Annotated in this window: 23 protein-coding genes and 2 pseudogenes; 14 read left to right on the top strand and 11 right to left on the bottom strand. The window is 54.7% G+C overall.

The features are described from left to right. Positions 1-101 precede the first annotated feature (101 nt). The 3 genes from AArc1_RS00680 to AArc1_RS00670 all read right to left on the bottom strand — a co-directional run bounded on the left by AArc1_RS00680 (position 102) and on the right by AArc1_RS00670 (position 5,134). Positions 102-1,667 carry an AMP-binding protein gene (locus tag AArc1_RS00680; protein ID WP_117362455.1) on the bottom strand — a complete coding sequence of 522 codons (1,566 nt, stop codon included), beginning with the start codon at positions 1,665-1,667 and terminating at the stop codon, positions 102-104. A gap of 65 nt (positions 1,668-1,732) precedes the next feature. Continuing rightward, the gene (locus tag AArc1_RS00675; protein ID WP_228442310.1) at positions 1,733-4,024 is read right to left on the bottom strand and encodes a TRAP transporter permease; all 2,292 of its coding nucleotides are present in this window, start codon (positions 4,022-4,024) and stop codon (positions 1,733-1,735) included. 6 nt (positions 4,025-4,030) lie between these two features. Continuing rightward, complete coding sequence (locus AArc1_RS00670; RefSeq protein WP_117362453.1) at positions 4,031-5,134, bottom strand: substrate-binding domain-containing protein; 1,104 nt, start codon at positions 5,132-5,134, stop codon at positions 4,031-4,033. Positions 5,135-5,749: 615 nt separating this feature from the next. Here AArc1_RS00670 and AArc1_RS00665 point away from each other — a divergent pair. Beyond that, the gene (locus AArc1_RS00665; RefSeq protein ID WP_117362452.1) at positions 5,750-6,514 is read left to right on the top strand and encodes an IclR family transcriptional regulator; all 765 of its coding nucleotides are present in this window, start codon (positions 5,750-5,752) and stop codon (positions 6,512-6,514) included. Positions 6,515-7,185: 671 nt separating this feature from the next. Here AArc1_RS00665 and AArc1_RS00660 read toward each other — a convergent pair. Next, positions 7,186-7,771, bottom strand: a pseudogene (locus AArc1_RS00660) (IS6 family transposase). Between the two features lie 871 nt (positions 7,772-8,642). On the opposite strand from AArc1_RS00660, the gene AArc1_RS00655 reads away from it, so the two are divergent. Genes AArc1_RS00655 through AArc1_RS00645 form a run of 4 tightly spaced genes read left to right on the top strand, consistent with a single transcriptional unit; the run spans position 8,643 to position 10,572 of the window. Then, positions 8,643-9,152 carry an IS630 family transposase gene (locus AArc1_RS00655; RefSeq protein WP_117362371.1) on the top strand — a complete coding sequence of 170 codons (510 nt, stop codon included), beginning with the start codon at positions 8,643-8,645 and terminating at the stop codon, positions 9,150-9,152. Further along, a complete protein-coding gene (locus AArc1_RS00650) occupies positions 9,149-9,700 on the top strand; it encodes a transposase (protein ID WP_117362370.1) in 552 nt (183 codons plus the stop codon). Before AArc1_RS00655 ends, AArc1_RS00650 begins: the two co-directional genes overlap by 4 nt. Positions 9,701-9,742: 42 nt before the next feature. Beyond that, a complete protein-coding gene (locus AArc1_RS19730) occupies positions 9,743-9,943 on the top strand; it encodes a DUF7563 family protein (protein WP_133412191.1) in 201 nt (66 codons plus the stop codon). After that, entirely contained in the window at positions 9,940-10,572 is a 633-nt protein-coding gene (locus AArc1_RS00645; RefSeq protein WP_117362451.1) for an HNH endonuclease, read from the top strand. Before AArc1_RS19730 ends, AArc1_RS00645 begins: the two co-directional genes overlap by 4 nt. A gap of 656 nt (positions 10,573-11,228) precedes the next feature. On the opposite strand, the gene AArc1_RS00635 is transcribed toward AArc1_RS00645, so the two are convergent. After that, positions 11,229-12,644: an FAD-binding oxidoreductase gene (locus AArc1_RS00635; protein ID WP_117362449.1), complete on the bottom strand. Its 1,416-nt coding sequence runs from the start codon at positions 12,642-12,644 to the stop codon at positions 11,229-11,231. A 253-nt stretch (positions 12,645-12,897) separates the two neighbouring features. Next, entirely contained in the window at positions 12,898-13,881 is a 984-nt protein-coding gene (locus tag AArc1_RS00630) for a bile acid:sodium symporter family protein (RefSeq protein WP_117362448.1), read from the bottom strand. A 785-nt stretch (positions 13,882-14,666) separates the two neighbouring features. On the opposite strand from AArc1_RS00630, the gene AArc1_RS00625 reads away from it, so the two are divergent. The 6 genes and pseudogenes from AArc1_RS00625 (at position 14,667) to AArc1_RS00590 (ending at position 18,256) form a co-directional block, all read left to right on the top strand. Further along, complete coding sequence (locus AArc1_RS00625) at positions 14,667-14,987, top strand: winged-helix domain-containing protein (protein WP_117362535.1); 321 nt, start codon at positions 14,667-14,669, stop codon at positions 14,985-14,987. A 253-nt stretch (positions 14,988-15,240) separates the two neighbouring features. Then, a pseudogene (locus AArc1_RS19635) lies at positions 15,241-15,429 on the top strand (hypothetical protein); the annotation flags it as partial. Further along, positions 15,401-15,805, top strand: a complete 405-nt coding sequence (locus AArc1_RS00610; protein ID WP_117362446.1) for an HVO_A0114 family putative DNA-binding protein — start codon at positions 15,401-15,403, stop codon at positions 15,803-15,805. The pseudogene AArc1_RS19635 and the gene AArc1_RS00610, both read left to right, overlap by 29 nt. A gap of 460 nt (positions 15,806-16,265) precedes the next feature. Further along, positions 16,266-16,925: a DUF6498-containing protein gene (locus tag AArc1_RS00600; protein WP_133412310.1), complete on the top strand. Its 660-nt coding sequence runs from the start codon at positions 16,266-16,268 to the stop codon at positions 16,923-16,925. Positions 16,926-17,198: 273 nt separating this feature from the next. Beyond that, on the top strand, positions 17,199-17,708 hold the full coding sequence (locus AArc1_RS00595; RefSeq protein ID WP_117362371.1) for an IS630 family transposase: 510 nt from the start codon (positions 17,199-17,201) through the stop codon (positions 17,706-17,708). After that, positions 17,705-18,256: a transposase gene (locus AArc1_RS00590; RefSeq protein WP_117362370.1), complete on the top strand. Its 552-nt coding sequence runs from the start codon at positions 17,705-17,707 to the stop codon at positions 18,254-18,256. Before AArc1_RS00595 ends, AArc1_RS00590 begins: the two co-directional genes overlap by 4 nt. Positions 18,257-18,447: 191 nt before the next feature. On the opposite strand, the gene AArc1_RS18415 is transcribed toward AArc1_RS00590, so the two are convergent. Both AArc1_RS18415 and AArc1_RS00585 read right to left on the bottom strand, forming a co-directional pair. Next, on the bottom strand, positions 18,448-19,185 hold the full coding sequence (locus AArc1_RS18415) for a hypothetical protein (protein ID WP_133412309.1): 738 nt from the start codon (positions 19,183-19,185) through the stop codon (positions 18,448-18,450). A gap of 264 nt (positions 19,186-19,449) precedes the next feature. Further along, a complete protein-coding gene (locus tag AArc1_RS00585) occupies positions 19,450-21,219 on the bottom strand; it encodes a transposase (RefSeq protein ID WP_117362443.1) in 1,770 nt (589 codons plus the stop codon). A 499-nt stretch (positions 21,220-21,718) separates the two neighbouring features. On the opposite strand from AArc1_RS00585, the gene AArc1_RS00580 reads away from it, so the two are divergent. Then, positions 21,719-22,279, top strand: coding sequence for a TATA-box-binding protein (locus AArc1_RS00580; RefSeq protein WP_117362442.1), 561 nt, complete (start codon positions 21,719-21,721; stop codon positions 22,277-22,279). Between the two features lie 148 nt (positions 22,280-22,427). Here the strand turns inward: AArc1_RS00580 and AArc1_RS00575 are convergent, their stop codons facing one another. After that, positions 22,428-23,060: an SOUL family heme-binding protein gene (locus AArc1_RS00575; protein ID WP_186336583.1), complete on the bottom strand. Its 633-nt coding sequence runs from the start codon at positions 23,058-23,060 to the stop codon at positions 22,428-22,430. Between the two features lie 68 nt (positions 23,061-23,128). After that, entirely contained in the window at positions 23,129-23,527 is a 399-nt protein-coding gene (gene tnpA / locus AArc1_RS00570; protein ID WP_117362441.1) for an IS200/IS605 family transposase, read from the bottom strand. Positions 23,528-23,589: 62 nt separating this feature from the next. On the opposite strand from tnpA, the gene AArc1_RS18850 reads away from it, so the two are divergent. Next, complete coding sequence (locus AArc1_RS18850) at positions 23,590-23,730, top strand: hypothetical protein (protein WP_186336582.1); 141 nt, start codon at positions 23,590-23,592, stop codon at positions 23,728-23,730. 9 nt (positions 23,731-23,739) lie between these two features. Further along, the gene (locus AArc1_RS00565) at positions 23,740-24,987 is read left to right on the top strand and encodes an RNA-guided endonuclease TnpB family protein (protein ID WP_117362440.1); all 1,248 of its coding nucleotides are present in this window, start codon (positions 23,740-23,742) and stop codon (positions 24,985-24,987) included. A 326-nt stretch (positions 24,988-25,313) separates the two neighbouring features. Here AArc1_RS00565 and AArc1_RS00555 read toward each other — a convergent pair whose 3' ends face one another. Further along, positions 25,314-26,582: a saccharopine dehydrogenase family protein gene (locus AArc1_RS00555; protein ID WP_117362439.1), complete on the bottom strand. Its 1,269-nt coding sequence runs from the start codon at positions 26,580-26,582 to the stop codon at positions 25,314-25,316. Between the last annotated feature and the right edge of the window lie 9 nt (positions 26,583-26,591).

Here is a 26,591-nt window from a genome sequence, read left to right as displayed (position 1 = left end):
CCAACCACAACTGGAGGGCATAACGTAGTAACTAGTCAGACCGGTCGTCAATCGGGCGAGCGCAATCAAAACCGAGACCGAGGTCTGTCACAAGAACGGGGCTAGCCGTCCGCGTCTTCGCCGCTGATCTTGAACTTCTGAACCTTGCCGGTCGTTGTCCGCGGAAGTTCTTCGACGAACTCGACCTCGCGCGGGTGTTTGTACGCTGCAATGTGCTCAAGACAGTACTCTTTGATGTCCTCGGGTTCAGCCGTCGCATCGGGCATCGGAACGATAAACGCCTTCACCGTTTCACCACGGCGCTCGTCCGGTACACCGACGACTGCGGCGTCGGCGACGGCTTCGTGTTCGAACAGTAACTCCTCTATCTCACGGGGATAGACGTTGTAGCCGCCGGTGACGATCATGTGCTTCTCCCGGTCCACGACGTAAAAGAAGTCGTCTTCGTCCCAGTAACAGATGTCGCCAGTGTGGAACCAGGTTGTTCCGTCCTCCTCAGTGAAGGCCTCCTCGGTGGCCTTGGGTAGGCCGTAGTACCCCTTCATCACGTTCGGTCCGCTCACAACGAGCTCTCCCGTGATTTCGTGTAGTTCCGCTTCATCTTCGTCTATCGGTCCCTCCTCAATTCGCGGGACCGTCTCGAACAGTTCGGTGACAACCTTCGCGTCGACGCCATCAAGGGGGGTACCGATCGAACCCTTCCGACGGGCGCTGCCACGGTTGGCGTGGGTGACCGGACTTGTTTCAGTGAGGCCGTATCCTTCGTAGAGTTCGATATCGTATAGCTTCTCGAAGCGTTCGAGCACCTCGAGCGGCAGGCTCGAACCGCCAGAGTTGACGAAGCGCAGCGCCTCGAACTCGTACGTGTCGGCGTCGGGCTGGTTGATCATGTCGTTGAACATCGCGGGCACGCCGAACATGATAGTGATCGCATCCTCCTCAAGTACGTCCATCACCGCGGAGGCGTTCCACTCGGGTATAGGGTAATAGGCGCCGCCGCTGTACATCGCGCCGTTCATCACGACGGACATCCCGTAGATGTGAAACAGTGGGAGCGTGCCGACGAGTCGATCAGAGGACTGAAACCCACCGTGAGGGACGTTCGCGTTCGCGTTCGTCGTCCACCGGATGTTGCGGTGGGTGAGCAAGACTCCTTTCGGCGTGCCCGTCGTCCCTGAGGTGTATGGCTGCACCGCAACGTCGTCATCCGCACGCTCGACGACGTCGAGCGTTTCGTCAGCCAGGAAATTCTTGAACGCAGTCGCACCGTCGACGGCTCCACCTACACTGACGACCTCCTCCACGTCGGTTTCACTGAGGACTTCGACAACCTCGGGAACGTTGTCGGCCAGCGAGATGACAGCCTTTGCGCCGCTATCGCCAAGCAGATGACTAATTTCGCGAGCTTTGTACTGCGGATTCATCGGGACGACAATGCCGCCTGCACGGAGGGTGCCGTAGAAGGCCGTCACGAACTGGGGGAGATTCGGGAGGTAGATCCCGACACGATCGCCCTCGCCGATACCGTGGTCGGCCAACGCCTGTGCGAATTGTCCAGTCCGGTGCCAGAACTGCCTGTAAGTCTGTTCAGAACCGTCAAAAACGATCGCCGGCGAATCCGGAGTCGACTCTACCGTCTCGGCGACGTCAGTTATGAGACTTGCCATCTAATAGCTAGACCGAGTGAAGATCACAAAAGAATTTTCATCCCGGCGAGCCGAAGCCTGCCAAGTCAGTCGAATGAGGATGCGTCAACGTCTGGGCGCCTGCTATCGACTTCGTAGCCAACGAGGTACCGTGCTCGAAGCAACAGCAGAGCGATGGTCACCGCTGCAGCGATCTGAATCCCCATTCCGACGGCGCCGGCTGCGACCGAGCCGAACATTGCAGCGAATCCGACGACAAGGTAGAAGACACGGACAGGAATAGAGAGAGTACGAGCACCGTCGAAGCCGACCGTCGCAACGATCAGTCCGATAGTCCCCGCGAGGACGACCGGGAACTCGTACAGTGTCGCCGTCGACCACTCAATCAAGCTGTTGTTCGCGACAAACGCGAACGGAATAACGAACCCGGGTGCACCGATGCGCAACGCTTGGACACAAGCGTTCATGAAATTCGTCCCAGCGATTCGAGCCCCCACTGCGACGGAGATAGCCACCGGCGGCGTGATCGCCGACAACATCGCGAAATAAAACACGAACATGTGGGTCGTAATCTCCGGGACGGCCATCTCTGTCACCGCATCCGCGATCAGAAACGCAACCAAGATGTACGCCGCCGGGGTCGGCATACCAAGACCGAAAGCAATGCTGGCGATCATCGCAAGCACCAACACGAGTGCCAGTCCGCCCGTAACCCCAAGGACCGTCACATCTGCAAAGCCGATGATTCCCGCACCGAGACGGCCGGTTAGTCCACTCGTCTCGAGCAGTTCAACGATCAGTCCCATCGCCGCGAGGACACCGACAAGTGGTGCCATCTCGAGGCCGCCCTGTTTGAGTCCATTGATACTCTGTCTAGCCGTTCGCATGGCGGAACGGTAAGATGCAGTGACGACCGACACGTTGGTCGTCGCGGTGCCGGTCCCATCGTCGCCGGCACCAAGTTTCGACCGCACCACTCGATCGATCTCGAACACGTCGATAAGGTAATTGCGGACGAAGATGACCGCCACGATAGACAGGATCGTGTAGAATCCCGCCGTTAAAGGCGTAAAGCGGAGGTAGATAAGGGTGTACAGGAGCACTGCCAACGGGATTGCGAAGTGGACTCCGCCAAGAAGAACTCGCCAGTCGAACGGCGAGAGGCTGGTTGAGGTCCAGCCGAACTTGAGGATCGTGAAGTGAACTGCCACACAGACGCTCACATAAAACAGCATTGCTGGAATTACGCCGGCCTGAACGATGTCCAAGTACGGGACGCCAACAATGTCGGCCATGAGGAACGCTGCGACACCCATCACTGGTGGGAGCATCTGGCCACCAGCGGAAGCGACGGCTTCGATCGACGCCGCGAAGTCATCGCGAACGCCTTGGTCCTTGATCATGGGGATTGTGAAACTTCCGGTCGTCGCAGTGTTCGCGGCCGCGCTTCCGGTGATCGAGCCCATGATCATACTCGAGACGACCGCAATTTGGACGACGCCGGTTCGAAGCGTAGAACCCAGTTCTGTTCCGACTTCCCGGATGAATTCCATGAGTCCGTAGGACTTGGCAATTCCGGCGAACATGATGAAGATCGCGACCCACGTCGCGCCGATTCCCATGATGGTACTGTCGAAGATGCCGGACTGAACTCCGAGGGCAGCCTCTTCGACGATACCCGTTAGGTCTTCGCCAGACCAAGCGAGCAACTCAGGAAGAACCGGAAGTGTGCTGACCGACTCGTGGGAGTAGATGATCGCGAAGACTGCTACGGAAGCAATAATCCAGCCGAACGCTCGCCGCGTCGCGTCGGTGACGAGGACGATGAGTGCTGCGCCGATGACATGGTCCATCGTGGTGAAGCCAGCGATGTACGCCTCACCGTCTAGTCGGGAGAACTCCCCGAGCATGTAGGCCATTGTGACGAGCGAGAGGAAGGCGAGCGCGATGGCGACGAACGGATCGCACCTGCTGTAGGCTCGTTTGAACCCGTCAACCCTATCCATGAGTTGACGATCGCCTTGGTCACCGAGAACCGACAGCTGATCGGACACTGCTGCGAGACTCTTGGGGTTCGACTCGTTGTCGTCCGCGGTATCAAGCTCTCGGCGGTCATCTAGTTGCCGACGCGCATAGTCCAAGTAGTAAACCGCCAATCCCCAGCCGGTAAACACGACGACGTACTCCGCCTGCTCGGAGAAGACGAGTACCGACGGAACCAGCGGCCGAAGGGAGACACCGGCGATTGTCAGATTTGTCAAGATGAAGAACGCGTAGTAGAGCGTAAAGATCGTAAACGACGCCGCCATGCCGTACGTGACGCCAGCTAACAGTCGATACCGTGTTAGCTGTCCAAGACGGGAGCTCACAGTTGACATCGATCGTTAGTCGTCCAGGGCGTACTCAAGTGCGCGCTCGAGGCCGGGTGCAGTGCCAGATCCGCTCGGCGTCGGCGAAACTGCCATATCGGGCTCGATGTCGGACAACGTCTCGAGATCCATGTTATTGGTAATGAAGTACCACGGCAGGTCGTAGTAGTGAAACACTTGTGTCATCTCAAAGTCGAGGTCGTCGAACGGGGCAACGCCCTCACGGAACTCCCGGGCAGTCCAGTTCTGGAGGAATCCCATTTCGATGTTCTCCGAGGCGATGTCTCCAATGTTCTCTTCCGATCCATCGCTCGTCTGGGCTTCGATCGACAGCTCGTCCAGATGGTCGTTCATAACCGCGGCCAGCGCCTCATTGGCAGCATGTCCCGTTGTCCCCTGCTCGGAGGTCTTCATCCTGATCGTATCGGCCTCGAGTACGTCGTCGGATTCGTCGGCACGCTCGAACTCATCGCTCCAGACGTCAAGTTCGTCCTGGTAGAAATCCGCTGCAGCGGGGTGAAACGGGATGCCCTCGTAGTGGTTCTGAACCCAGAACTCTGGATCCTCGTGAAACGCAAAGATTCCAAACTCGTCAGCGAGGTCTTCACGCACGTCCCACATTGTCTCGAGGAACGTATACACGACATCGTAGTCGAGTTCCACTCGAGAGACGAAGTTGTATGCAAACGTCGGGCACGGGACCTCGCCGGGAACGTCCACGTGATCGTTATCGGCGCCTTCGAGTTCGTCGGTGTCAAGATCCTCGATGAACAGCGTGTCATCGTCGTTCCAAGCATCGGCGGTCGCGTCTTCCACGTCAAGAATACGAAAGTCGTCGACTGAGGCGACGGCCTCCTGGACCCAGCCCGGAGTGATAGAGAAATTCATCATCGTCCCGACACCGATGTCGAGACGTCCCTCGTTCAGCGCACCACCCTGCTCGGAGAAGCTAACGCTGATGCGTTCGTATCTGGAACCATTGTCGCTTCCGCTGCCGTCCACGCCGTCTTCCTCTCCGTTGCCAAGACAGCCCGCCAATGCCACCGTCGATCCGACACCTGCTGCCAGGAAGGACCGCCTACTCAAGCCTACCTGCGTGATCTTTTTTCCTGAATCCATATCTAACACTCACAAATTCCATTAGTATAATTGTTCCGCCCCAGTGTGATGGAGTCAACAAAAGCGTAATCGACGTCTATCCCGTTATCCGGTTTGGTTCGCATTGTATCTCGAATTCAGATATCCATCAACGACGGCCAGCAAAAACGTCGTGCTCTCGGGGCCACACGTATCGGCGCGTCTATTGACTGAAACTCGTTCAGTGACAACAAATTGGAGGGCGTCTACACCCACAAACCGGAAAGACGTCAATGCAAACTCTCGAGAAGAATTCACGTGGAGGGCCTTCGTGCAGGGAACAATATCAGCCATTAGGCCCTGTTGAATCGTTTCCCAGTGACGGCTTTGTCTGGCTCTGTGAGAACGGTCAGTTGCTTCGTCAACGCTGGTTGCATTGAAAGTTAGAACCAGGTGTTCCTACAGGAGATCTCAGGAGACACGATAGTACACCAGCGGTTGCTACTACAGACCCGTTCACCATTCTAGTGACGTCTTGTTTCGTTTAGTGGAACAAAATCACCTCCGAAAGCGTAGGATCCGACGGTCGTTTCACATAATGCACTAGCTGTTTTATTTTCCGGAACATTGATTGGGCTACCGCCGTACACTCTCCGTATGGGAACAAACGGTGAGCAGGAGACGACCGCAGGGGTGAGCACGACGCGGAAAACTTTCGATATCATCGAGAAAGTTCGCGACGAAGAGGGACTTAGCATCACGGAACTAACGCGGCGGACGGGGCTAACAAAAAGTACCGTTTACCGGCACGTGACGACCTTGTCGGATCTTGGCTACCTGATAGAGCGCAATGGCGGCTACTACATCGGATTCCGGTTTCTCCAGTTAAGCGAGACCGCTCGGACGCGAAAAAGGGGATACACCGCTGCCAAGCGGAAAGTGTTCGAACTCGGTCAAGAGACCGATGAGCGTGCGGTGTTCATCGTCGAGGAGGACTTCGAAGGCGTCTATGTCCACCGCTATGGCAGTCTCTCGGACACAATGATCGGCAAGCGCCGACCCCTGCACAGTCTCGCGTCGGGAAAGGTCATCCTTTCAGAGTGGGAAATCGAGCGCGTCGAAACGTTTATTCAGGAGCGTGGCCTCGAGCGGATCACGCGGAACACGATTACTAACCCCGACGACCTCTTCACGGAACTCGAGACGATCCGCGAGCGTAGCTATGCAATCAACGACGAAGAGCACATGAACGGCCTACGCGGCGTCGCCGTCCCGGTCTACACGCCCGATGATGAACTGCTCGGTTCACTCGGAGTATTTGGCCCGACAAGCCGGTTTAAAGGCGACTATCTCCGGGAAAAATTGCCCAAACTGCTGTGGGACAAAGCCGGCGAAATCAGGGTAACGCTTGCATATGGCTGATCAGACCTTGCCCATAACCAGCAGTCGCCGCCCTCGTCGAGCAGTAAGGAACTCGAAGGAATCGACTCTTCAGGTGCTGATTCTACCGTCGATTCGAATCCGTCAGACTGTATTTCAATATTCGGAACGGCAGAACTTCGAAGGTCGGTTGCTAGCCATTCCGACGATCCAATCGCGGCGCATTTCACATAGTGAACCCATCAATTCGAGGTTGACAACGTAACATAACGTCGGTCAGAGTCCAAACTCACGGTCTGGTGGGGGACAATTCAAGCCGGATAGAGTTTGTAGGTGTCGCGACTTCGATTAACGCGCTAGGTACTGAATCCTCTCCTAAAGGAGACCAGAAAACGAAGTAACGCTGATAGCATAAGCACAGAACTCACGTTGCTTTTCAAAAGGCCACAAAGATTACAACAGTACGGCCGTAAAATCCGAGGAGTGGTTTGTCGACTCGTGTAATTCGTTGCCTTCCCTTGTAGCGAAAATCTGTGGAGACTACCTTGGGAACAGGTGGTGCGAGAGAGAAAGCTTCCCGTCGTATATGGTGAACCGCCTCGGGGTCAAGCCCCGAGGCACTCGCCTTGCTTATCTGTAGACGTTAGAGATAATTGCTCGTCTTTGGGTCGTGTTCAGATAAGCTGGTTCCATGCGAACGCGAACGATTTGAGTCACTGATCGACAGTTGTTGCTCTGGCGTTGCTGAAGCAGTTTGAGAACAAGATTGTTCGTCGTTTTATATCACGAAAGACACGTTCGACGCTGTTCCGGTCACCGTGTCGTTCGTACTGGAACTCAAGGCCGTGATGCTCACAGCCATACTGTAGCAATCGATCACCACTGATGAGAAACACGGCGTCGTTGACGTCGTGTTTCTCTCGAAGCTCTCGAACGAAATTGCTCGCAATAACCTTGTTTCTCGTTAGTTCGAGCTTCGTATGGAGCAATTCGTTCGAGTCGAGATCAGCGACAGTGTACAGCCAGTACTGTTCGTCGTTGAGTCGGATCACCGTCTCGTCGACCGCAACGTGATCCGGATTCCGGCTGGAGATCGGCCTTGTGAACCCAGTTGTGAACGGTCGATCGAGCCTGTTCAACAGCGAAAGTCTAGAGGACTCGAACAGTATCCGAAAGCGAGAGCCCAGCAAGGTGAAGATGAATACTGAGCTGCCTCAACAGTTGCGGTGTTGCTTCCCGCTCCACAAAATCCAAGTCGAGCTGGCCGACACTTCCTGTGAGGCGTGCGTTTTCGGGCATGAATCACTCAGAAAACGTCACGCCTTACAGGCGGAGTAGCGCAATGCCACGGCCTTTAGTAATGAAGAGAAGAAATGAAGGTGGCCACATACAGTATTCGTTTCTATCACGCTTCTATCAACTGTGTCTCTCGAGCCTATTTTCAGAACTTCTCCTAACTACTACAGGCCGTGGATAGGCGCGTAAGCTTGATCAGGCTGTGTTCCGTAGACGGCAGTACCGGAGTTCCCACGTTGAGAAACGCCGTCTTTGACGACACCACGGCTTCGCCGTGACTTCTCGCGTGGTAACAAATCCGACTGAACCAGTCCACGACGTAACGGCTTGGCCGACGCGAATCGTGGTACCGTGCGGGCTGAATACCCCGCCGTGGAGCGACGAGCGGTATTCGTCGCGTCGAAACGCCGACCGCGCGTCGGACGGAAGGCCCGTTTGGCTGGGCTATACGCGCTGTAACGCACGTCCTTGGTCACAACTGGGCGGCGACCGTCGACGTGGGACGCGAAAGCGTACTTCGCCACCGAGGAAACGCGCAACCTTGAACTCCGCTTCGCGGATTCCCGCGTCTTCAGGCGCGGGAGGAGGTCAATTCTTGAACCTTATCTGAACACCGCCGGGATGGCCCGAAGGGACGCCTGTGGAGACTGCGCTCCCTACGGACACCACTTCGGTGTCTGCAAAGCGCACCATCGAAGCAGGAAGCCTCGGGATCGTTCGAGAGAGCCTCGCTCTCTCGTAATGACGAGAATCTTTGATTCTCGAACCACTTGACCCGAGACGATTCACCGCTATCGATACTGGAGTAATTGTATGTACAAGCAGTCATAGTGATGTCCAAAGTGATTTACCGGTCTGAATGCAACGAGATGTGATGGGTCGTCTGGACGATATCTCTATAGAAGAGCTTCACGAGCTTCGAGAGCAGACAGAGGGAGAGATTCCACGGGAGCGAGTGCTTGCGGCGATCGGCCGCAAGCAGGGCGACAAGATCGCGACGCTGGCTGAACGTCACGGGGTTGTCGAGAAAACCATCCGTAACTGGCTCGATCGGTTCGAGGAAGAACCGATCGAGCAGGCACCCTACGACGACCCTCGACCGGGTGGACCATCGAAACTCACCGCTGACGAACGCGAGCAGTTGGAAGAAGCTCTCCAGCAGCCACCGACCGAACTTGGCTACGAGCACCAAGCGTGGTCGCCAAAGCTTCTGCTTCACTACGTCAAAGAAGAGTTCGACGTTGAGTACACCGAAAGCCACGCGCGATATCTCTTGCACGAGGCCGGGCTGTCCTGGCGGACAGCGCGGCCTCGCAATCACGAAGCCGATCCCGAAGAAGAAGCCGAATTTAAAGAGACAGTCGAAAAAAACGGCCCGAACTGAGCGAGAAGACTGTCGTTGTCGTTGATCAGTTCACCAAGCGAGTCGGGACGGTTCAACGACGTGGGTGGTATCCGATTGGCTCGAATCCAACAATAGAGACCTCGAACTCTTGGAAGAAGGTGACAGTGCTCGGCGCTGTCACCGACGACGGTGACAGCTTCTACTTCTGGACGGAAGAAAACCTGAACAGATTTCACGGGATTCGGCTGTTAGAAGCGTTGAAAGAGAAGTTTGGGGAGGAGTTAGTGGTATTTCTTGACCGGGCAGGGTACTTCTATGCACGGGATCTGTGGGAACACGTTAGTGGTGAGCGGGCGACCGAAACTGTCGGAGACAGTTCGGTCGCCTGCGTGCGTGGAGACGGCCTCGAAGTGTGGTACTTTCCGTCGAAACTCCCCGAGCTGAACCCTGTCGAAGGTTGCTGGGATCAGCTAAACGAGTGGTTCAAACATCGGTTGATCCCAGATCTCCCGAGGCTGAAACAACATCTAGCGAGAGGAATCTCACAGATCAACGAACCAAACATCTGGAATTATCTGTGTCCCTGATGAACGGTAAAAATACATCTGCATCACTATCAAAACTACTCGATGAAGAGAGCGACCGACTCGAACAAGCGGGCACCGCGAGTGTCTGGAGGAACGACCATGCCTGAATGCCAAAACTGTGGATCACACGTTACGGCGCGGTTCGAACGGGTATTCGGAGATAACGATGGCAATGTGCACGGCTGCCGAGAGTGTATGGGGACGACAGAAATAGTGAACGGTGAGGCAACTCGAGGACCATGACTGGCGAACCACCTTCCGGTTCTACCGGCGTTCATGCCGAGGATGAACAGGTTGGTGACGACGATCCCGAGACAGTTCGTGAGTTTCTCGAGGAGGTGGGTGTCGACCCGACCGACCTCGAGAGTGTTGCAGACCTGCAGGAAATCCTCGAGTTGGACCTCTCCGCCGACGGTAAGACGGTTGATCCCGATGAGGCCGATCTGGAGGATGTCCTCGAGGCTCCCGTCACCGTCGAAGAGAACCAGACTCCGGCGGGGGTCGTTCGCCAATCGACCCAGGACTACCCGCCTGACTGGGATCGACGTCGACGACGCGTGTACGCCCGTGACGACCACCAGTGTCAAAACTGCCGTCGTCGGGGCGGGCCGTATGGTGATGTCGAATTGCACGCCCACCATATCGTTCCGAAGTCACGCGGTGGGGTTCATCGAATGGAGAACCTGATTACACTGTGTGAACCATGCCACAACGCTGTTCACTCGAGGAACGCGGTCGCACCGACGGCGATTACGGACGCCGAAGCCGAACCCTCGACATTCGCGGAGCTGCTTGCTGGGATTAAGTCTGCAAAAACCGCCTTCCGTCGGTGGAAGCGGATGTATCGGAAGTTCTCGAGGCTTGGACCATGAACCATATGTGATCTGTCAATGTTCAAGCCTATATGTTCTGTGTTAGCACGCTTCTGTCGAACGCCTCCACCACATCCTTAGTGCCGAACTCATCAATGGCTTCGGCGGCCGCATGTGCCTAGAAGTTGAACAGGCACAATACCGCGCCGTTCACGACGTGGATAGGCGCCGTCACGGCGGTAATTCTCGAACGCTTTTGCTACACAAGGACAGTCGTCTATGTGTTGGCACACTGGTTACGACCCCAGTGTAGCCGAGCGCCCGACAGGTGGCGGTTCGAGTGTCCACCCACGCTGGAAACAGGGTGTGCCCCGACGCGGAAATCAAACAACAAGCACCGGGCGAGCGAGCTGACGCAAGTAACTCCAAGTCCGTTGACGGTAACTCAACCCTCTCCAGGCATAAACAACCACGAGGGCCGAACCCAACCGAGGATAGGAGTACCGGGAGGTTGGCACTCCCAGGAGGCTGCCCATCGATCCGCATCACACCGATTCGAACGGAGTGGTGCTTACAGTCTGCAAACCTGAAATTCCCAACTCAACGGTGCGGCGCCGTGCGATTCCTCCCACCTTCAGGCGGAGGAAGGTGTCAATACGCTACATCGGCTACCAACGTTTGTGCGCCGGCCAGCGGGTGAATTCAGCGATTGACTGTCACTGATGTGAAGACGTATCGGTGTCAGACCGGTGAGTAGGAAAGATTTTACCGGGATTAAGAATACCGTTTGGATCGAAGCTCTTTTTGATAGATTGCATGAGGTCGACCGCTACCTCACCATGCTCGGTGACGAGATGGGCTTGTTTTCCCACACCGACACCGTGTTCACCGGTCGCAGTTCCACCTAACTGAATAGCATATTCCACGATCTCTTTCGACACCGCTTGGCCCGTTTCAACCGTTTCAGGATCGTCCGGATCGACCATCACGAAGTAGTGGATATTCCCGTCTCCCGCGTGTCCGAAGCATGGGATCAACAGCCCGTGTTCGTCGCCAATATTTTTGATGAAACGGACGATGTCCGGCAATGCGCTGATCGGGACAGTCACGTCACCGGGAGTGAGCGACGAGAGATTTGGATCGAACGGTTCGACGGCCTCAGCAAGCTCGCGTCGGGCTTCCCACAGCTCCGCCATCTCTTCGTCGCTTTCAGCGATCTCGAAGGTAGAGACGTTGTGTGATTCAAACACCGTTTGGCAAAACTCGACTTCCGACTCGATGCTATGGTTGGCATGGAACTCCAGAAAGACCATCGGCGAGTCCGGAAGATCAGTATCTAAGCTTGCATTGGCGATTTCTGCACTTATCGAGTCAATAAGTTCTATTTTCGCTACATCGACACCTGACCGGACGGTATCGAAAACAGCCGCCGACGCATCTTCTAAGTTCGTGAACGTTGCACGACCAGCCCAGACTTGCTCTGGCCTGCCTTCAAGCCGCAAGGTCAGTCTCGTGATGATGGCAAGCGTTCCCTCACTCCCGATGAGCAAATCTAACAGATTATATCCCGATGACGTCTTTACAGCTTTCGTTCCGGCCGTCACTACTTCACCGGTAGGAAGAACTGCTTCGGCTTCGAGTAACCAGTCAGAAACTTCTCCGTACTTGACCGTCTTCATTCCGGAGGCATCGTTGGCGATCATTCCACCGATAGTCGAGATGGCTCCTGAAGAAGGAAGCGACGGAAGCATGAGACCGTGACTTTTCAGTGCTTCGTTGATCTCGTCACCATAGATGCCTGGGCCGACGTCGATCTGTAAGTCGTCAGGTCGAATCTCGTAGACATCGTTCATCCGTGTTAGATCGAGGCTGATACCACCAGCAACTGGAACGGGATTTCCCTCGAGACTCGTTCCAGCGGCATACGGAGTGACTGGAATCCTACGATCGTTGGCTTCTGATAGAACGGAGGAAACGTCGTCGGTGTCCTCTGGCCAGATAACGACGTCGGGTTGTACCCCCTCTTCTAGCTCTGTCCCCCAATCGACCGCGCGTTCGTCGCGGTCAGCCTCGATAAACGAATACTGGTCTGGAGAAAGCTGTGAACAGATCTCTTCGAGTTCACTCGGCATATGTGTTCAGGTGTGGGTCTGGGTATTAAATGCAGACGGTTTGAGGGACGACCGGGGCGGACATCCCGAGGTGTGCCCTCGAGCGGGGCGGTGGTACATTGAACGATAGATGTCGCCATCCAAAACGAAACAAGTGCCCCGAGGGATAGCGAATACGAACTTTTCTGCACCTCGGGTAATGATTTTTGAACAATTCGGTTCAGGATGGATTGCTGGCGATCGCTCCCCTCAGAACGATTGGCCTCCTGCTAAGTCACTCTGTAGACTCGATTGTCGTTTCGTACAGTGACTCGTCATCCTGACTGGCGAAGTAGGTTGCCAGAACAGGGCCAGTAAGCTGGTGAAGCACGACTGCGACCGCTGGAACAAGCGATGCAAGCGGCGAAAAGAATGCCGCTGCAATCGCGACAGAAAGCGCACTGTTTTGCATCCCGACTTCGAAGGACAATGCTCGAGATCGATCCTCGGCCATGTTCGTCACAACCCCGGTTCCGTAGCCAGCGGAGAGCCCGAGCACATTATGAAGCAGGACAGCCACGATCACGATTCCGCTTGCGGTTAGGAGGTTCTCAACGTTCCCGCCGACAACAGCAGCAACGATAACCACGATTGCGAAGACGCTGATAACGGGGAATACAGAGAGACCGACTTTCGCAGTCGTCGGGGAGTACCGCTCAAGGAGATACCTGAGAGTGAGACCAAGAAGAACCGGGATCACAACGATAAGAACGATCTCTTGGAACATTTCGCCGAAGGTGACCTGAATTTGCTCTCCTGCAAAGAGGATAACCCAAGCTGGCATGAGTATGGGAGCCATCAACGTCGTTACTGATGTGACGGTTACCGAAAGCGCGACGTCACCCTTGGCTAAATACGTATAAACGTTCGAAGCCGTTCCCCCAGGTGCTGCACCAAGAAGGATAAGACCGACTCCGATCTCTACCGGTAAAGAGAGGGCGACGACCAGTAGATATGCAGAAACGGGCATAATCAGCCACTGAGCTGTTGCGCCGAGAACAACATCACGTGGCCGTTCGACAATTCGCCTGAAGTCCGTGATGGTGAGGGTAAGCCCCATTCCTAACATTACAACTGCGAGTAGTAGCGAGATGTATTCACCAAGCCACACAAAGCTATCTGGCTGGGAGAAGGCCAATATTGCAGCCAATATGACCCATAATACAAACAACTTATTCACGAGTGCACTTATTCGTCGAACGACATCCAACAGTGCCATAGAATCCAATTAACAAAAACAACTTATTTATAATTATCGTACTCGTCCATAGAAGCGAACGATTCTTCTAGATATATAATGAATTAACAACAAAATAACTTATTATATCAAGAATGTACTTCAATCTAATAAGTGTAGTAATACAGAACGGTGGGATAGGCCCACTCCATCAATGTTTGAGTACCATAAAACCGTCCTAACAGTGGCGACGAACAGGATTTCACTTTCCGCTGAGCGCGTTTAGCGTTCTGGTACCGATAAATGTAACCTTCGACATCTTTCAGGGTGGAGGCGTCTCGAGGCGTTCCAGCCCCGGTTGCTGTGTCTCTCCCCTAGAGGGTACACTTAGGCGATAGTGGTCTTCGTCAACGGCGCGTCTGACATGCTTCAGGTGATTCTGTGAAATCTCGAATGCGCGAAGGGCGACGTACCCGCCGAGTTGGATGAGTAGTTCGACGCTGCTCGCCGCAGCCCCTCGAGTTTCTGGTCGGTTGTCCAGACATTATACCCGTCTTCTTTCACCGTCAACCCCAACGGCATGTAGGCTCCTATAACAAGCTTGCACAAATCGGCATGGGTCGACGTGTGATCACCCCGGTTCAGCGGGCAAATTCGGGGGCACAGTGACGACTTATTAAACAAGTCGGCACTCAATAGCAGTTGTCCCCACAGGTGACGAATAGCCTTTCAGTACACCCGCTACTGTTCGCTAGAAATCCATCAACTTCACCACCCCGGTTTGCACGAGCCAAATGGTTATGTGTGCCCATCACGTTACTCGGATTATGAGCCAAGGACGCGATGACGCGGGCCGATTTGAAGAATCGGTCTCTGAACAAGAAATCCTCAAAGTGTTTGACTACGAGGATGACCCGGTTCTTACAGCACCAGAAGTTGCTGAGGGGCTTCGCCGGTTTGGGAAACAAATCACCCCTGAAGGTGTCCGTAACCGGCTCGGAGAGATGGACGAAAAAGGCCTCGTCAGCCGCAAAAAGCTCGGTGCGAGAGCTGTCGGATGGTGGGCAGAGGTTGCCCCTGAATTAGATTCTACCACTGCTGAAACTATTGACTCGAGAAAAGAGTCTGACGAGTGGGAGGAATTGTAGCGACGGATGGCGATAGTGCTGTTGCATCCTGATGTGGAGAAGAAGTTGCAATCACTCCCAAACGATATTGAGGCTCGAATTCGATCGAAATTGACTGAGGCCGGGGAGAATCCGGGCCGGCACCTCAAGCCGCTCAAAGGACGAGAAGAATACTCGCTCCGCATCGGGAAACGACGAGCAATTATCGATTGGGTCACCGAACAAAACGAACTTCGCGTCCTAGAACTCGATACTCGAGACACAGTCTATCAGTGAACGTACGAAAGGTCACGAATGCCACATTCGAGATAGTGTCGAAATTATCGACTTCCCCGGGATGCTGACGCTGTACGACCGTTTCATACGCGAGACCGAGGAGATGTCGCCCATCTCGTGGGACTGGCCAGGTAGGATGCCTCCAGGAGGAACACACCATGCCCACGCTCAAAGTCACCGTCGGTGAACGCGATCGTCTCGACCAGCGCACGCGGAGCCGTATCAAAGCTGCCCAAGAGGGTGAAGATCTCGACGACGCCCAGCCGGTACTGAACCTCGGATCGTATGCAGAACTCAGTCGCCTGCTCAGCCCGAAAAATCTGGAACTGCTGCAGGCGATTTCCGAACACCAGCCTGACAGCATCCGCGAAGCTGCTGAATTAGTTGAGCGAGATTACAAGCAAGTCCATCGGAACCTTTCCGAACTCGAAGACATCGGCGTCATTGAGTTCGAAGGCGGAGGATCGGGCCAGGCGAAGAAGCCAACGCTGGCTTACGACGGTCTCGAGATCGACATCCCATTTGCAGGGTCGAACGGGAATGTCGGTGCAGCGGCACCGTGAAAATCCCTCCCACTTGACCTGATCCGACTTGAACCACGTCCGCGAGTGAACGTCAGGGTTAGCTCCAAAGTGGAACGTTGATCACATGGAGTGCTTGCGTGAGTTTTTATACGATTATGTAACCAAACTGGTTGATGCGTACACCCCAGCAAGACCTACTCGTCGTTGAGGCGCTCGTCGACTATAGTTGGAAACTCGAGGACGCTAATCCTGACCGCTCCTATCGTGCATGGGTGTTAGCTCAAGAGTTTGCTCGCCAGCACGGACTCACGACCGAGGACGCACTGCGGCAGCGTGAGCAAATAAGCAAATTCAGCTCTGGGAGATCTCTAACTAATAATGAATTTCAACATTCGTGCTGAATACATAGCGCGAGTGTGGCATATCTCGAGCTATGGTGTTCTCTGTAGTGGTCAGTCAAATCCACAAAATTAACTCCCACCCACTGTCACGATTACGCGTGCATCCGTCGTGGAAACGAGCAGAGTGGTCGTTCGTCGGGGTACTCCTGGCAAACCTCGCATCGCTGGCCGTGATTTGGTGGTCCGACTGGCAAGTCCATGCACTCCTGATAGTCTACTGGCTTGAGGCTGGTGTTGTCGGGGGTGTCTACGTTCAAAAGATTTCCCGAGCAGAGGGAACCGATGACCCCGAGTCCATTCGGGCGTTTTGGAATATTGCCGGCGAGCCCCCTCGTTCGTACATCGGCAAGCCGAAAGGAGACATTCTGGGCGCGCTCCTTGAGCAGTACGTAGTCATTTGGCTCCTGCTGGGTTTGTTTGTGGCTGGTCCGCTCGTTGGTGCTCTAGAGATCGAGCCTGCGAGTCCACTTACCGTGGTTCTCATCGCCGTTAGCCTCGTTGTCTCCCACATCTATTCATACTGGGCCGAGTATCTCGGCAACCGAGAGTACGAACGCCGCGGCCCTGTCTCGTTGCTGGTCGAACCGGCGGCCCGGTTCGTGGCGCTGTTTGGTGTGGTCTTTATTGGGGGACTCACCGCCCACCTCACCCAAGAACCGCTTGGCGTGGTCGTCGTTCTGATCTTTTTCAAGACCTGTGCCGATCTGTTCCAGCACCGCCGCGAGCGAAAACGGGTGCTGCGGACTCATGAACACTAGCTGTTCAGTCTCCAACACATACGCAGTCAGCCATCTAGGCCTCACAAATTCCAGCAGGGATGAGTAAACGACGAGATTGCTGAATACATCCTCTGGACCTTGTTTAGACGCAGCAGAAATCGGCTCTAACGCTTCGTTCTCAGCCTGTGAATCTGTACCGTGAGATGCTCTTTACTGCGTTCTGCTCAGCCAAAATGATTCCCGGACCGCCCATTCGGGAGCGTCTATAGTGATGTCCAAAGTGATTTACCGGTCTGAATGCAACGAGATGTGATGGGTCGTCTGGACGATATCTCTATAGAAGAGCTTCACGAGCTTCGAGAGCAGACAGAGGGAGAGATTCCACGGGAGCGAGTGCTTGCGGCGATCGGCCGCAAGCAGGGCGACAAGATCGCGACGCTGGCTGAACGTCACGGGGTTGTCGAGAAAACCATCCGTAACTGGCTCGATCGGTTCGAGGAAGAACCGATCGAGCAGGCACCCTACGACGACCCTCGACCGGGTGGACCATCGAAACTCACCGCTGACGAACGCGAGCAGTTGGAAGAAGCTCTCCAGCAGCCACCGACCGAACTTGGCTACGAGCACCAAGCGTGGTCGCCAAAGCTTCTGCTTCACTACGTCAAAGAAGAGTTCGACGTTGAGTACACCGAAAGCCACGCGCGATATCTCTTGCACGAGGCCGGGCTGTCCTGGCGGACAGCGCGGCCTCGCAATCACGAAGCCGATCCCGAAGAAGAAGCCGAATTTAAAGAGACAGTCGAAAAAAACGGCCCGAACTGAGCGAGAAGACTGTCGTTGTCGTTGATCAGTTCACCAAGCGAGTCGGGACGGTTCAACGACGTGGGTGGTATCCGATTGGCTCGAATCCAACAATAGAGACCTCGAACTCTTGGAAGAAGGTGACAGTGCTCGGCGCTGTCACCGACGACGGTGACAGCTTCTACTTCTGGACGGAAGAAAACCTGAACAGATTTCACGGGATTCGGCTGTTAGAAGCGTTGAAAGAGAAGTTTGGGGAGGAGTTAGTGGTATTTCTTGACCGGGCAGGGTACTTCTATGCACGGGATCTGTGGGAACACGTTAGTGGTGAGCGGGCGACCGAAACTGTCGGAGACAGTTCGGTCGCCTGCGTGCGTGGAGACGGCCTCGAAGTGTGGTACTTTCCGTCGAAACTCCCCGAGCTGAACCCTGTCGAAGGTTGCTGGGATCAGCTAAACGAGTGGTTCAAACATCGGTTGATCCCAGATCTCCCGAGGCTGAAACAACATCTAGCGAGAGGAATCTCACAGATCAACGAACCAAACATCTGGAATTATCTGTGTCCCTGATGAACGGTAAAAATACATCTGCATCACTATAAACAAAGCCCATCCTCTCTATGCAGCAGGCCGGTTCTGACGTTCTCCGGATAGGTTGACGAGCGTCTGCTGAATCTATAGCGCGAATGTCGCACGAGGTCTATCTCTGTTTGCAAAGGTAGTGGTCCTCAGTACAGAAGAATCAGTTACCAGTACGTTCGCTATCGGTCAAAGCCCCTTGATATAGCTAAATAGGCTATTCCGATCACTAGTCCACCAGCAACAGGCTTGATAGGAGAGCCGTCAATATTTGTATAGACTATAAGATATGGCCAAATAATAAACGACATACCGTATCCTATGAATCCAAGTGATAGCAGTGGGTGCGACTCGCCTCTAAAATAGGTGAATCCGCCAATGAATAACCCGTATGCAGCAAACAGTGCTGCCGTTACGAAGGCATCTATACTTGGTCCGATGTGCATCGCAGGAGCTAGAGAATGAATTTGCTTTACCACGTACAGTTCGTCATCGTGTTCAACAACAGTGAAAAATGCAGAGTGCACCGTATCAAGTGTGATTTTAGCAGTAGTTGGGAAATCTGGCTGCTCTGTGTACTCATCACATGCAAGCATCAGCTCGACGCATACTGTAATATCACCATATTGCCAGCCAGAACCTGATAGAGAATCTGACTCAACTGGTTGAGCTTTCATCTCGTTGAAAGCGCGTTGGGTTTCAGACGAAAGGCCGGCCACTTGAGTTGGGTTGTCTTCGCTCAAGTGAGTCTCCTGTAAGGTTTGATTGAACGCTTCGGTTGATTCGTGAGCGACCGCGTACTCTACCGCAAGATCTGGGTCTTCGTATGGTTGATGGTAGGGCCCAGAGGCCAAGACGCTCATTGGGAGAAGTACTGCCACAACGATTGCGAGCAGTAGTATCCCTTTGTGTAATTTCACTCATAGGAGATGTACGGGTTATAGATAAATGTTTTCTGATATAACCAGTCTTAATGATTGAAATCAAGTCCATTGACCAGTATATTCGTCGCAGTTGTGTTGGAATGAATGAGATTAATTTGCTGGATCTATGCTCTGACGGCACAGGAGAAAGGGGTGTTCCGCAGGGAACACCCCGAGTGAGTTCTTCCAAGAGATCTATTGAATCGCTTACCAACTCGATGAAACCAGCACTCGGGCCGAGAAAAAATCCTTCTATTCCGGTTATCCGGCTGAATGCTCCTGCTTCGCCTCCGATTCCAAGAATCGTGAGGCTCGCTTGAGATTCGTCCCGATAGCTTTCGCTATCGACGCGTTCTTCACCTTGATCGTCCCTGTGAACCGTGTTTTCTCCCCGTCCTGGTGATACACCTCATTGACCAACGACTCAGCTCCAGCGCGTAAATTCAGAAACTCCTTCTCTGCCGGATCGTCCAACCGCTTGCGTCGGTGGGCGAGGGCTAATTTTCGCTCGTAGAAGCCGTAACTGTAGAACTCCTCTTTCTCCTTGACGAAACAGGTCTCCTTGTGTGGACAGCCTTCACAGAACTCTTTGCCCATTCGTCCTGAGATACGACCACTCTCGGGCATGTATCGCTGCTCGAATGGTTCGTGTCCGGCAGGACACGCAACCATTCGATGCTCATCCCACTCTGCTTCTGCTAGCGACAACTTCTCCGCAGGCGGGGGCTGCCCCGTTAGTCCTGTGAAGTGCTGCGTGATCCCGTGAACACCGCAGCACGCCTCCACTTCTTTGTGCATGTAGCCGCCGTCGACGAGGAGATCAGTTAACCCGGTCTCTTCTGGCAATTCTGGGACGTCTTCGGCTAACAGGTCGCCATCGGCTGTATTGTTCGTGTCAACGCGAATCGTCGTGATCAGGCGAAACGGGTTTTCCGCATCACAGGTCTCGGCGACGTTCGCTTTATACCCGCAGTACGACTCACCGCCCTTTCGGCGGTGAGTCGCGTCCACGTCATGCGGATTTTGTATCGAACCGCTACTGATCTCATCAGGTTCTTTCAGCCCAACGCGATCGTGCTCGGAACCGTCCTCATCGGGCTGAGCTGGCTCATCGGTCGCCTGCTCGTGGCTTGGCTCATCTTCGCTGGATGTGAACGTTCTGAGTGGTTCCCATCCCGGTGACGGCGAGTCACCGGGATGGTCGTCATCCTCGTCTTCATCGTGCTCACGGTGATCATCTTCGAGATCAGGAATGCGGTAGCACTGTTCGTCGAGGACTTGCTGGAGATGAGCAAAGCTCTCCAGTTCAGCGTAGTTTTCCTCCGCTTCGAACGCGTCGATTAACCAGACAGCGTGCTCGATGAGCGTTTCCATGGTCGACCCAACCTCACCTGGGTCCAGTTCATAGGACAGTTCCAGGTTCTCCGTGTCGGCGAATTCGTCTAGACCAGCCGGAAGTTCCTGGACGATCTCGTCAGGGAGATCGTCCAGGAAGTTGTGAACGACTTTAGCGATGAGGTCGATTCGAGAGAGTTGCTTGACGTTAGCCTCGATAAACGTTGAATCCATCCGCTGGGTGCTGGCGTCAATCTCGAACTCGTCTTGGATGTAACTTCGGTGATCCTGGAAAACCTCGTGCAACAGGTCTCGACCGGTTTCTTCCTCGTACTCCATCAACCGTCGGCGGAAATTCGTGAACGTCTTCGCACAGATATTGTCGCCGAGTGTTTCTTTACCCAGGGCGTTTCGGACGCGAAAATCGAACAGATAGGCATGTTCGAGCTGCTTATCGGACAGTCCAAGCAGGTGCTTGATAATCTCCAGCGAAACCAACTCGTTGACTGGCTTGTTCGGACGGCTATACCCGCCATGGTATAGCCGTCCGAACGTTCTCTCATCTATCTGAGTGAAGACGTGTTCGTAAAAATGGGTAGACCAGTGATTTCGCAATTTCTTCTTCGGTCCAGTAGGAAGGTCTTTGACGGGCGAAAAGAGCTTCTCCTGCTGATGTTCGTAGTTTTCCCTAAACACATTTTCACCCAGTTTAGCAACTAATCGAGCTGAAGTAACGTATAGCTATCTTATATAATCTCGGTAAGTTTTGCAGTGCCTACCTGTGACCAATGAACCGTCAAAAGGGACTCCTTTTTACTGCGCCCTCATGCTCTGAGTTAGTCACGCCACTCCTGACAAAAGCTGAGCAGTTAGAACAATCCGTGCTGAACTCAACGCGCGAATGTGGTACAGACTGAGCACCAATCTGAGAGTGTAGTGATCGTTAAGTACAGGTCAAGAAAATAACGAAGGGGTAATCAATATTTCTGATAACTATCGCGAACAGCGCGCCAAATCACTGACTCAACGTTGCACAGCGATATTGTATGATCTAAACACAGGAAACAGTCGATACCGGTCCCTTGGTGGTGAAACTCGCTGGTTAAAATAAATGAACGATTAGTGTTTCGGTTTGTGGCACTCAAATAGAAAATAGCCAGCTACTTCGTTGGTAAAATCGACGTTTAGCGTAGGCATGTCCAATTTAGAATCCTCTCCCACGATAGAGAATATCGTCGCTTCGACTGGGGTCAGTCAAGAACTCGACCTCGAATCGGTCGCCGAAGACCTTGACAGAACGGACTACGACCGAGAGAAGTTCCCCGGGGCGGTTTATCGGACACAGAACCCGAAATCCGCCTCTTTGATCTTCCGAACAGGTAAGATCGTTTGCACGGGCACGAAAAGTACTGACGACGTCTACGAGAGTCTTGATATCGTGTTTGATGAACTTCGTGGTCTGGGTATCGACGTTCCGTCCAATCCTGAGATCGTCATCCAGAATATTGTCTCGACTGGCGATCTGGACTGTCCAGTCAATCTGCACGCCACCGCCATTGGCTTCGGTCTCGAAAATATCGAATACGAACCCGAGCAGTTCCCGGGTCTCGTCTATCGGCTGGACGATCCCGACGTGGTTACTCTCATCTTCGGTAGCGGCAAAGTTGTCGTCACTGGAGCAAAAGAACCCGCGGAAGCGGACCACGCACTCGATGTAATCTCCTCGCGCCTCGATCGACTCGATCTATTAGCCTGACCAATCTTGATCAACGCACGTTCGTCGGTTCGTCGTAGCTGTTGGTCAAAATAAACGAAGGCAGTTCGCTGCATCTATGCTCTATAGTCAGCAGCGCCTATCTGACGGAGCCGAAGTATTTCATTCAGGAGCTGCTGGCTACACAGCGCTAGGTTGGTAGGACTTCTACCGCGATTTCGTTCCGTCGCATGAACGGGGGCGTCCACGGATCATTGTATCGGAGCAGATAGGGGTCGCCTTGCGGTTCCATACCTTCCCGGTCGAGCGTGGACAGAAGCTTCCGCGTCCGCCGTGCGACCCGCCACTCGGGGGTCCACCAAGAAAATTGATCCACAGCAACGGCTTTCCGTGGCTCTGTGACGAGCGAAACGTGCGCTTCAGTCGGTTCTGGTGCAGTTTCAGGGCTATATTCTGCGGGCAGATAGAACGCCATCCGAACCGAATCAGCGTCAGTGTTGGTCACCGCTGACCGGACGGGGGCAGTCATCGGGATCGAATCCTCGCTTTGAGTTTCGACGGGGGCAGTCATCGGGATCGACTCATCACGCTGGTTGGCTCCGGAGATGTAGTTGAAGAGTCGTCGAAACGCGATCCGCTGATTCGGTGCCGAGGTTTCGACGAGAACCGTTTGGGGATACTGACGGAGTTCACCGCCATCTAGCGTTCGCAGCCGTTCATACGGCACGGTCTTTGTGCCTCTGGTCGAATAGAGCCCCCATCCAATCCACCCCGCAAGTGCCACACCACTACCGAGGATGGCAGCCTTCGTGAGCAGTCTCATACGGTTCTATAGGCGGTGCAGGGCGAGAACCCCGACCCTTGAGGTCGGGGGTAAAGCCCGTCGAAGGACTACACATGCTCACTACGATTGATATACTGTTCAATCGTTTCTCGGCTTACCTCACCCGCCGTCCCCACGTAGAACGAACGCTCCCAACACCCCCCTCCCCAGTATAACGACCGCATCACTTCGGGATAGTCTGACCACAATCTCCGGGCCGTCACGCTCTTTAACCTCGACACGATTTCGCTCGGTGAGTGTTTCGGGTGCGCTCCCAAGAACACATGAACATGGTCGGGAGAGATATGCAACGACCGCAACTCGTAGTCGTTCCGTTCGATAATGGCATGGAACTCAGATTCCAGTGTATCCGCAACGTGGTTGAGAAACGAGTGCCGATACCGGGGGCACCACACGAAATGATAGTTGATATTGTACACTGTGTGGTTCGAGCGAGTCGCCTCCATACACACTGGACGACGTAACAACATTTAAGTTGATGTGTTAATAATTATCTACTGCAAACAAGATGGCACGACGATTCACCGTCGATTTCGAGGAGGACTTCTACAAAGACTTCTCGAAGAAATGCATCGACGAAGACCGAACGAAAGCCGATGTCGTACGCGAACTCCTCCGAGAGTGGACGTACGACGAAGACACCGAGTGAGTACCACGCATGGACATCGAAGACCAAAATCTTACGAAAACCCTCCCACTCCAACTCCAGTTTTACGAGGAGGGGAGCGAGACAAAGGTCTTCGAATCCATGCAGGAATCACGCTCGGTGTACAACGACACCATCCGCCTCGCCAAACAAGGCGACGACTGGGATGACATCCGTCGCCAGATGGAGCAAGACGCCAACCTCGTGAAAAACAACACGCAATTGGTCGTCAAGAAAGCTCTCGAAGCGATGGAGAACTACTACGAATACGACGATTACAACATGCCCAGTCACACCAAAATTGGGCCATATCCCTTGCGGATGAACCACACCGAGGGATACACGCTCTCACTTACCGACGACGGTGACGTTGAGTTCCGTATCTCTCCGAAACCGTACAATCCTGTTCGTGGCACGGTCGTTGGCGACCCGGTGCATCTCGACGTGCTGAAAACCGCGTTGTCGAGTGACGAGTGGAAGATAGGGACGGCTGAAGCTCTGTTCCCGGATGGCCGTGCTGAACTCCACGTCAACGTCACCCACCAGACGCAGACCGTTCGAGACAAGACCGACTCGCAGACGGTGATTGGTGTGGATGTGAACGAGGACAACATCGCGTTGACCGCGATGGACGAAACGGGAGTTCTCGACACACTCGTCATCGACTTCCCCGAAATCAAGTCCGAGCGCCACCGCTATTTCACGATGAAAAAGCGGATGCAGAACGCGGGGAAACCGTCGTACAAGAATGTGGTTCGTGACCGGGAGTATCGGTTTGTCCACGACAGACTCCACAAATTGTCTCGGGCTGTAGTCGAGTTTGCGAAGCGGTTTCCTGACCCGTGTATTGCTCTTGAAGACCTCAAGGATATGCGCGAGTCAATCGACTACGGCACTCGGATGAATCGTCGGCTCCACGCGATGCCGTTCCGCGCAACACAAGTGTTCATCGCGTACAAAGCAGCGTTTGAATGCATTCCAATTGCCTCGGTTGAGGCGGAGTACACGAGTCAGGGCTGTGCGTTGACTGGGTGTGAACACGCCGAGCGAGCGAATCGACGGCGGAAACGATTCAAGTGTAAGTCGTGTGGTCATCAAGACCATTCGGATAGGAATGCATCGGTGAACGTTGCGAAGCGTGGATTGGAGAAGTGTATGTTAGATGTGCCTACTCTCAAGAGCCTTCCTCAAGTTCGGAAGGTGCGACGGTGGGCATCGGGGCGCGTGAACCGCCCGACCTCATCCCTCGTAACCGCTTGAGACGGCCTTGCTCTGGAACGGGTAGGCGTCAAGGTTGCAGGGAGTGTTAGCGATAATCTGAGGGAACCACGAAGAAGCCCCGACCCTTGTGGTCGGGGTTGTTCACCTCATACACTTTCCCGGTCGGCCGAAGTCTGTTTTCCATCGATAGAACGTTTTTGACTGCGCTCGACCATGCATACCTATAAACTGGGACGAAAAGAGGAACAGCGTGAAGAAGGGGCCTCAATTCGATGAGAGACAGCCGTTACTGGAGTTGATCAAGAACCACGCCGACGAACTGCCTGGCGACTGGCTCTGACTCCCGGCGATCGAATCCGCACTCGCTACGTTTGATCGGGTACCCGCTCGCTCACTTCGACCATCAGTCCCGCCCGGCGCAGCCCGTCCGCGAGCGGCCCACCGATAGCTGCCGCCGGTGTGAGAATACCGCCCGCGAGCGGCGAATCGATATCCTCGTTCACGAGGCACATCGCGGCCTCACTTAGCATCTTCGCAGTCGCACCATAACCGGGGTCTCGGTCGGCGCTGATCCGACTCTCGACGACGAACGGCCCGTCGGTGGCAGTTCCGCGACCGAGCACGCAAATCCTAAAGTACCCATTCTCGATCTCCTCTCTCGTCGGTCCCTCGCCCGGCTCGGGGAACGCAAAGCGACGGAGCGCCTCCCGCGTCGGGCCAAAGGCCAGTGCTCCAGTCGTCAATCCGAGGCCGGCTGTGACCGCGCTTGCACCCATCATACCGACGAGCCCAGGTCCGACAGGGGCGACCTCCGTACACTCGAACTCGCGACCCCACGGATACTCGAGCAGGGCGTTACTTCGTCGGATCACCCGCTCGTTCACGACCGCCATCGGCGACGGGGCCGTCCACTCGCCTCGTAGTGGGTCTTTCCTCGGGAGAGACTGTGCGCCCGGATCGACGCCATCGCGCTCGCCCGGCGGCGCTAGCGAATACGGGTTCCGAAGCGTCTGCCGGGCGAGCGGATCGGTGGAGGCGGCCCTGAACACCTCGACGACGCTCGACATCGTTCCACCGCTTACCCCGCCACGACCGTCCTCAAGGTAGATCCGAACCAGGTCACAGGGTGTCCCGAACTCGTCGATAGCGTAGGACTGTGCGAGTAACGTAGCGAGATCGGCTGGGATCGAATCGAATCCGCAGCTGTGGACGATACGAGCGCCCGCATCGACCGCATCGTCGTGGTACCGGTCGATCATCTCTCGAACCCAGTTTACTTCCCCGGTAAGATCACAGTAGTCCGTTCCGGCCGAGACACACGCCTCGACGAGCGGCGTGCCATACGTTGTGTACGGGCCGACAGTCGTACAGACGACACGGGTATCCTCGGCGATAGCACGCAGACTCTCCGGCTCAGTCGCGTCGCCGATGACGACTGGGAGTTCTTCCCATCCGGAGCGGTGCGTTACGAGTGTAGCTTCCAGTTCTCCAAGTCGCGTCTCGTCGCGACCGCCGAGTGCGAGTGAGAGGTCGTCCGACGTATACTGTTCGGTGAGGTATTCGGCGACGAGACGGCCGGCGACGCCAGTTGCACCCCAGACGACGAGATCGTATGTCCGGTTGGTGTTCGACACGAGTATCAG

This window comes from Natrarchaeobaculum sulfurireducens, assembly GCF_003430825.1.
Taxonomy (GTDB): Archaea; Halobacteriota; Halobacteria; order Halobacteriales; family Natrialbaceae; genus Natrarchaeobaculum; species Natrarchaeobaculum sulfurireducens.
Note: the sequence above shows the minus strand (reverse complement) of the source record. Positions and strands in the feature narration are given on the sequence as shown.

Coding starts and splice junctions, on each gene's coding strand:
- AArc1_RS00680 (WP_117362455.1), bottom strand. CDS start 1,667: ATGGCAAGTCTCATAACTGACGTCGCCGAGACGGTAGAGTCGACTCCG.
- AArc1_RS00675 (WP_228442310.1), bottom strand. CDS start 4,024: ATGTCAACTGTGAGCTCCCGTCTTGGACAGCTAACACGGTATCGACTG.
- AArc1_RS00670 (WP_117362453.1), bottom strand. CDS start 5,134: ATGGATTCAGGAAAAAAGATCACGCAGGTAGGCTTGAGTAGGCGGTCC.
- AArc1_RS00665 (WP_117362452.1), top strand. CDS start 5,750: ATGGGAACAAACGGTGAGCAGGAGACGACCGCAGGGGTGAGCACGACG.
- AArc1_RS00655 (WP_117362371.1), top strand. CDS start 8,643: ATGGGTCGTCTGGACGATATCTCTATAGAAGAGCTTCACGAGCTTCGA.
- AArc1_RS19730 (WP_133412191.1), top strand. CDS start 9,743: ATGAAGAGAGCGACCGACTCGAACAAGCGGGCACCGCGAGTGTCTGGA.
- AArc1_RS00645 (WP_117362451.1), top strand. CDS start 9,940: ATGACTGGCGAACCACCTTCCGGTTCTACCGGCGTTCATGCCGAGGAT.
- AArc1_RS00635 (WP_117362449.1), bottom strand. CDS start 12,644: ATGCCGAGTGAACTCGAAGAGATCTGTTCACAGCTTTCTCCAGACCAG.
- AArc1_RS00630 (WP_117362448.1), bottom strand. CDS start 13,881: ATGGCACTGTTGGATGTCGTTCGACGAATAAGTGCACTCGTGAATAAG.
- AArc1_RS00625 (WP_117362535.1), top strand. CDS start 14,667: ATGAGCCAAGGACGCGATGACGCGGGCCGATTTGAAGAATCGGTCTCT.
- AArc1_RS00610 (WP_117362446.1), top strand. CDS start 15,401: ATGCCCACGCTCAAAGTCACCGTCGGTGAACGCGATCGTCTCGACCAG.
- AArc1_RS00595 (WP_117362371.1), top strand. CDS start 17,199: ATGGGTCGTCTGGACGATATCTCTATAGAAGAGCTTCACGAGCTTCGA.
- AArc1_RS00580 (WP_117362442.1), top strand. CDS start 21,719: ATGTCCAATTTAGAATCCTCTCCCACGATAGAGAATATCGTCGCTTCG.
- AArc1_RS00575 (WP_186336583.1), bottom strand. CDS start 23,060: ATGAGACTGCTCACGAAGGCTGCCATCCTCGGTAGTGGTGTGGCACTT.
- tnpA (WP_117362441.1), bottom strand. CDS start 23,527: ATGGAGGCGACTCGCTCGAACCACACAGTGTACAATATCAACTATCAT.
- AArc1_RS18850 (WP_186336582.1), top strand. CDS start 23,590: ATGGCACGACGATTCACCGTCGATTTCGAGGAGGACTTCTACAAAGAC.
- AArc1_RS00565 (WP_117362440.1), top strand. CDS start 23,740: ATGGACATCGAAGACCAAAATCTTACGAAAACCCTCCCACTCCAACTC.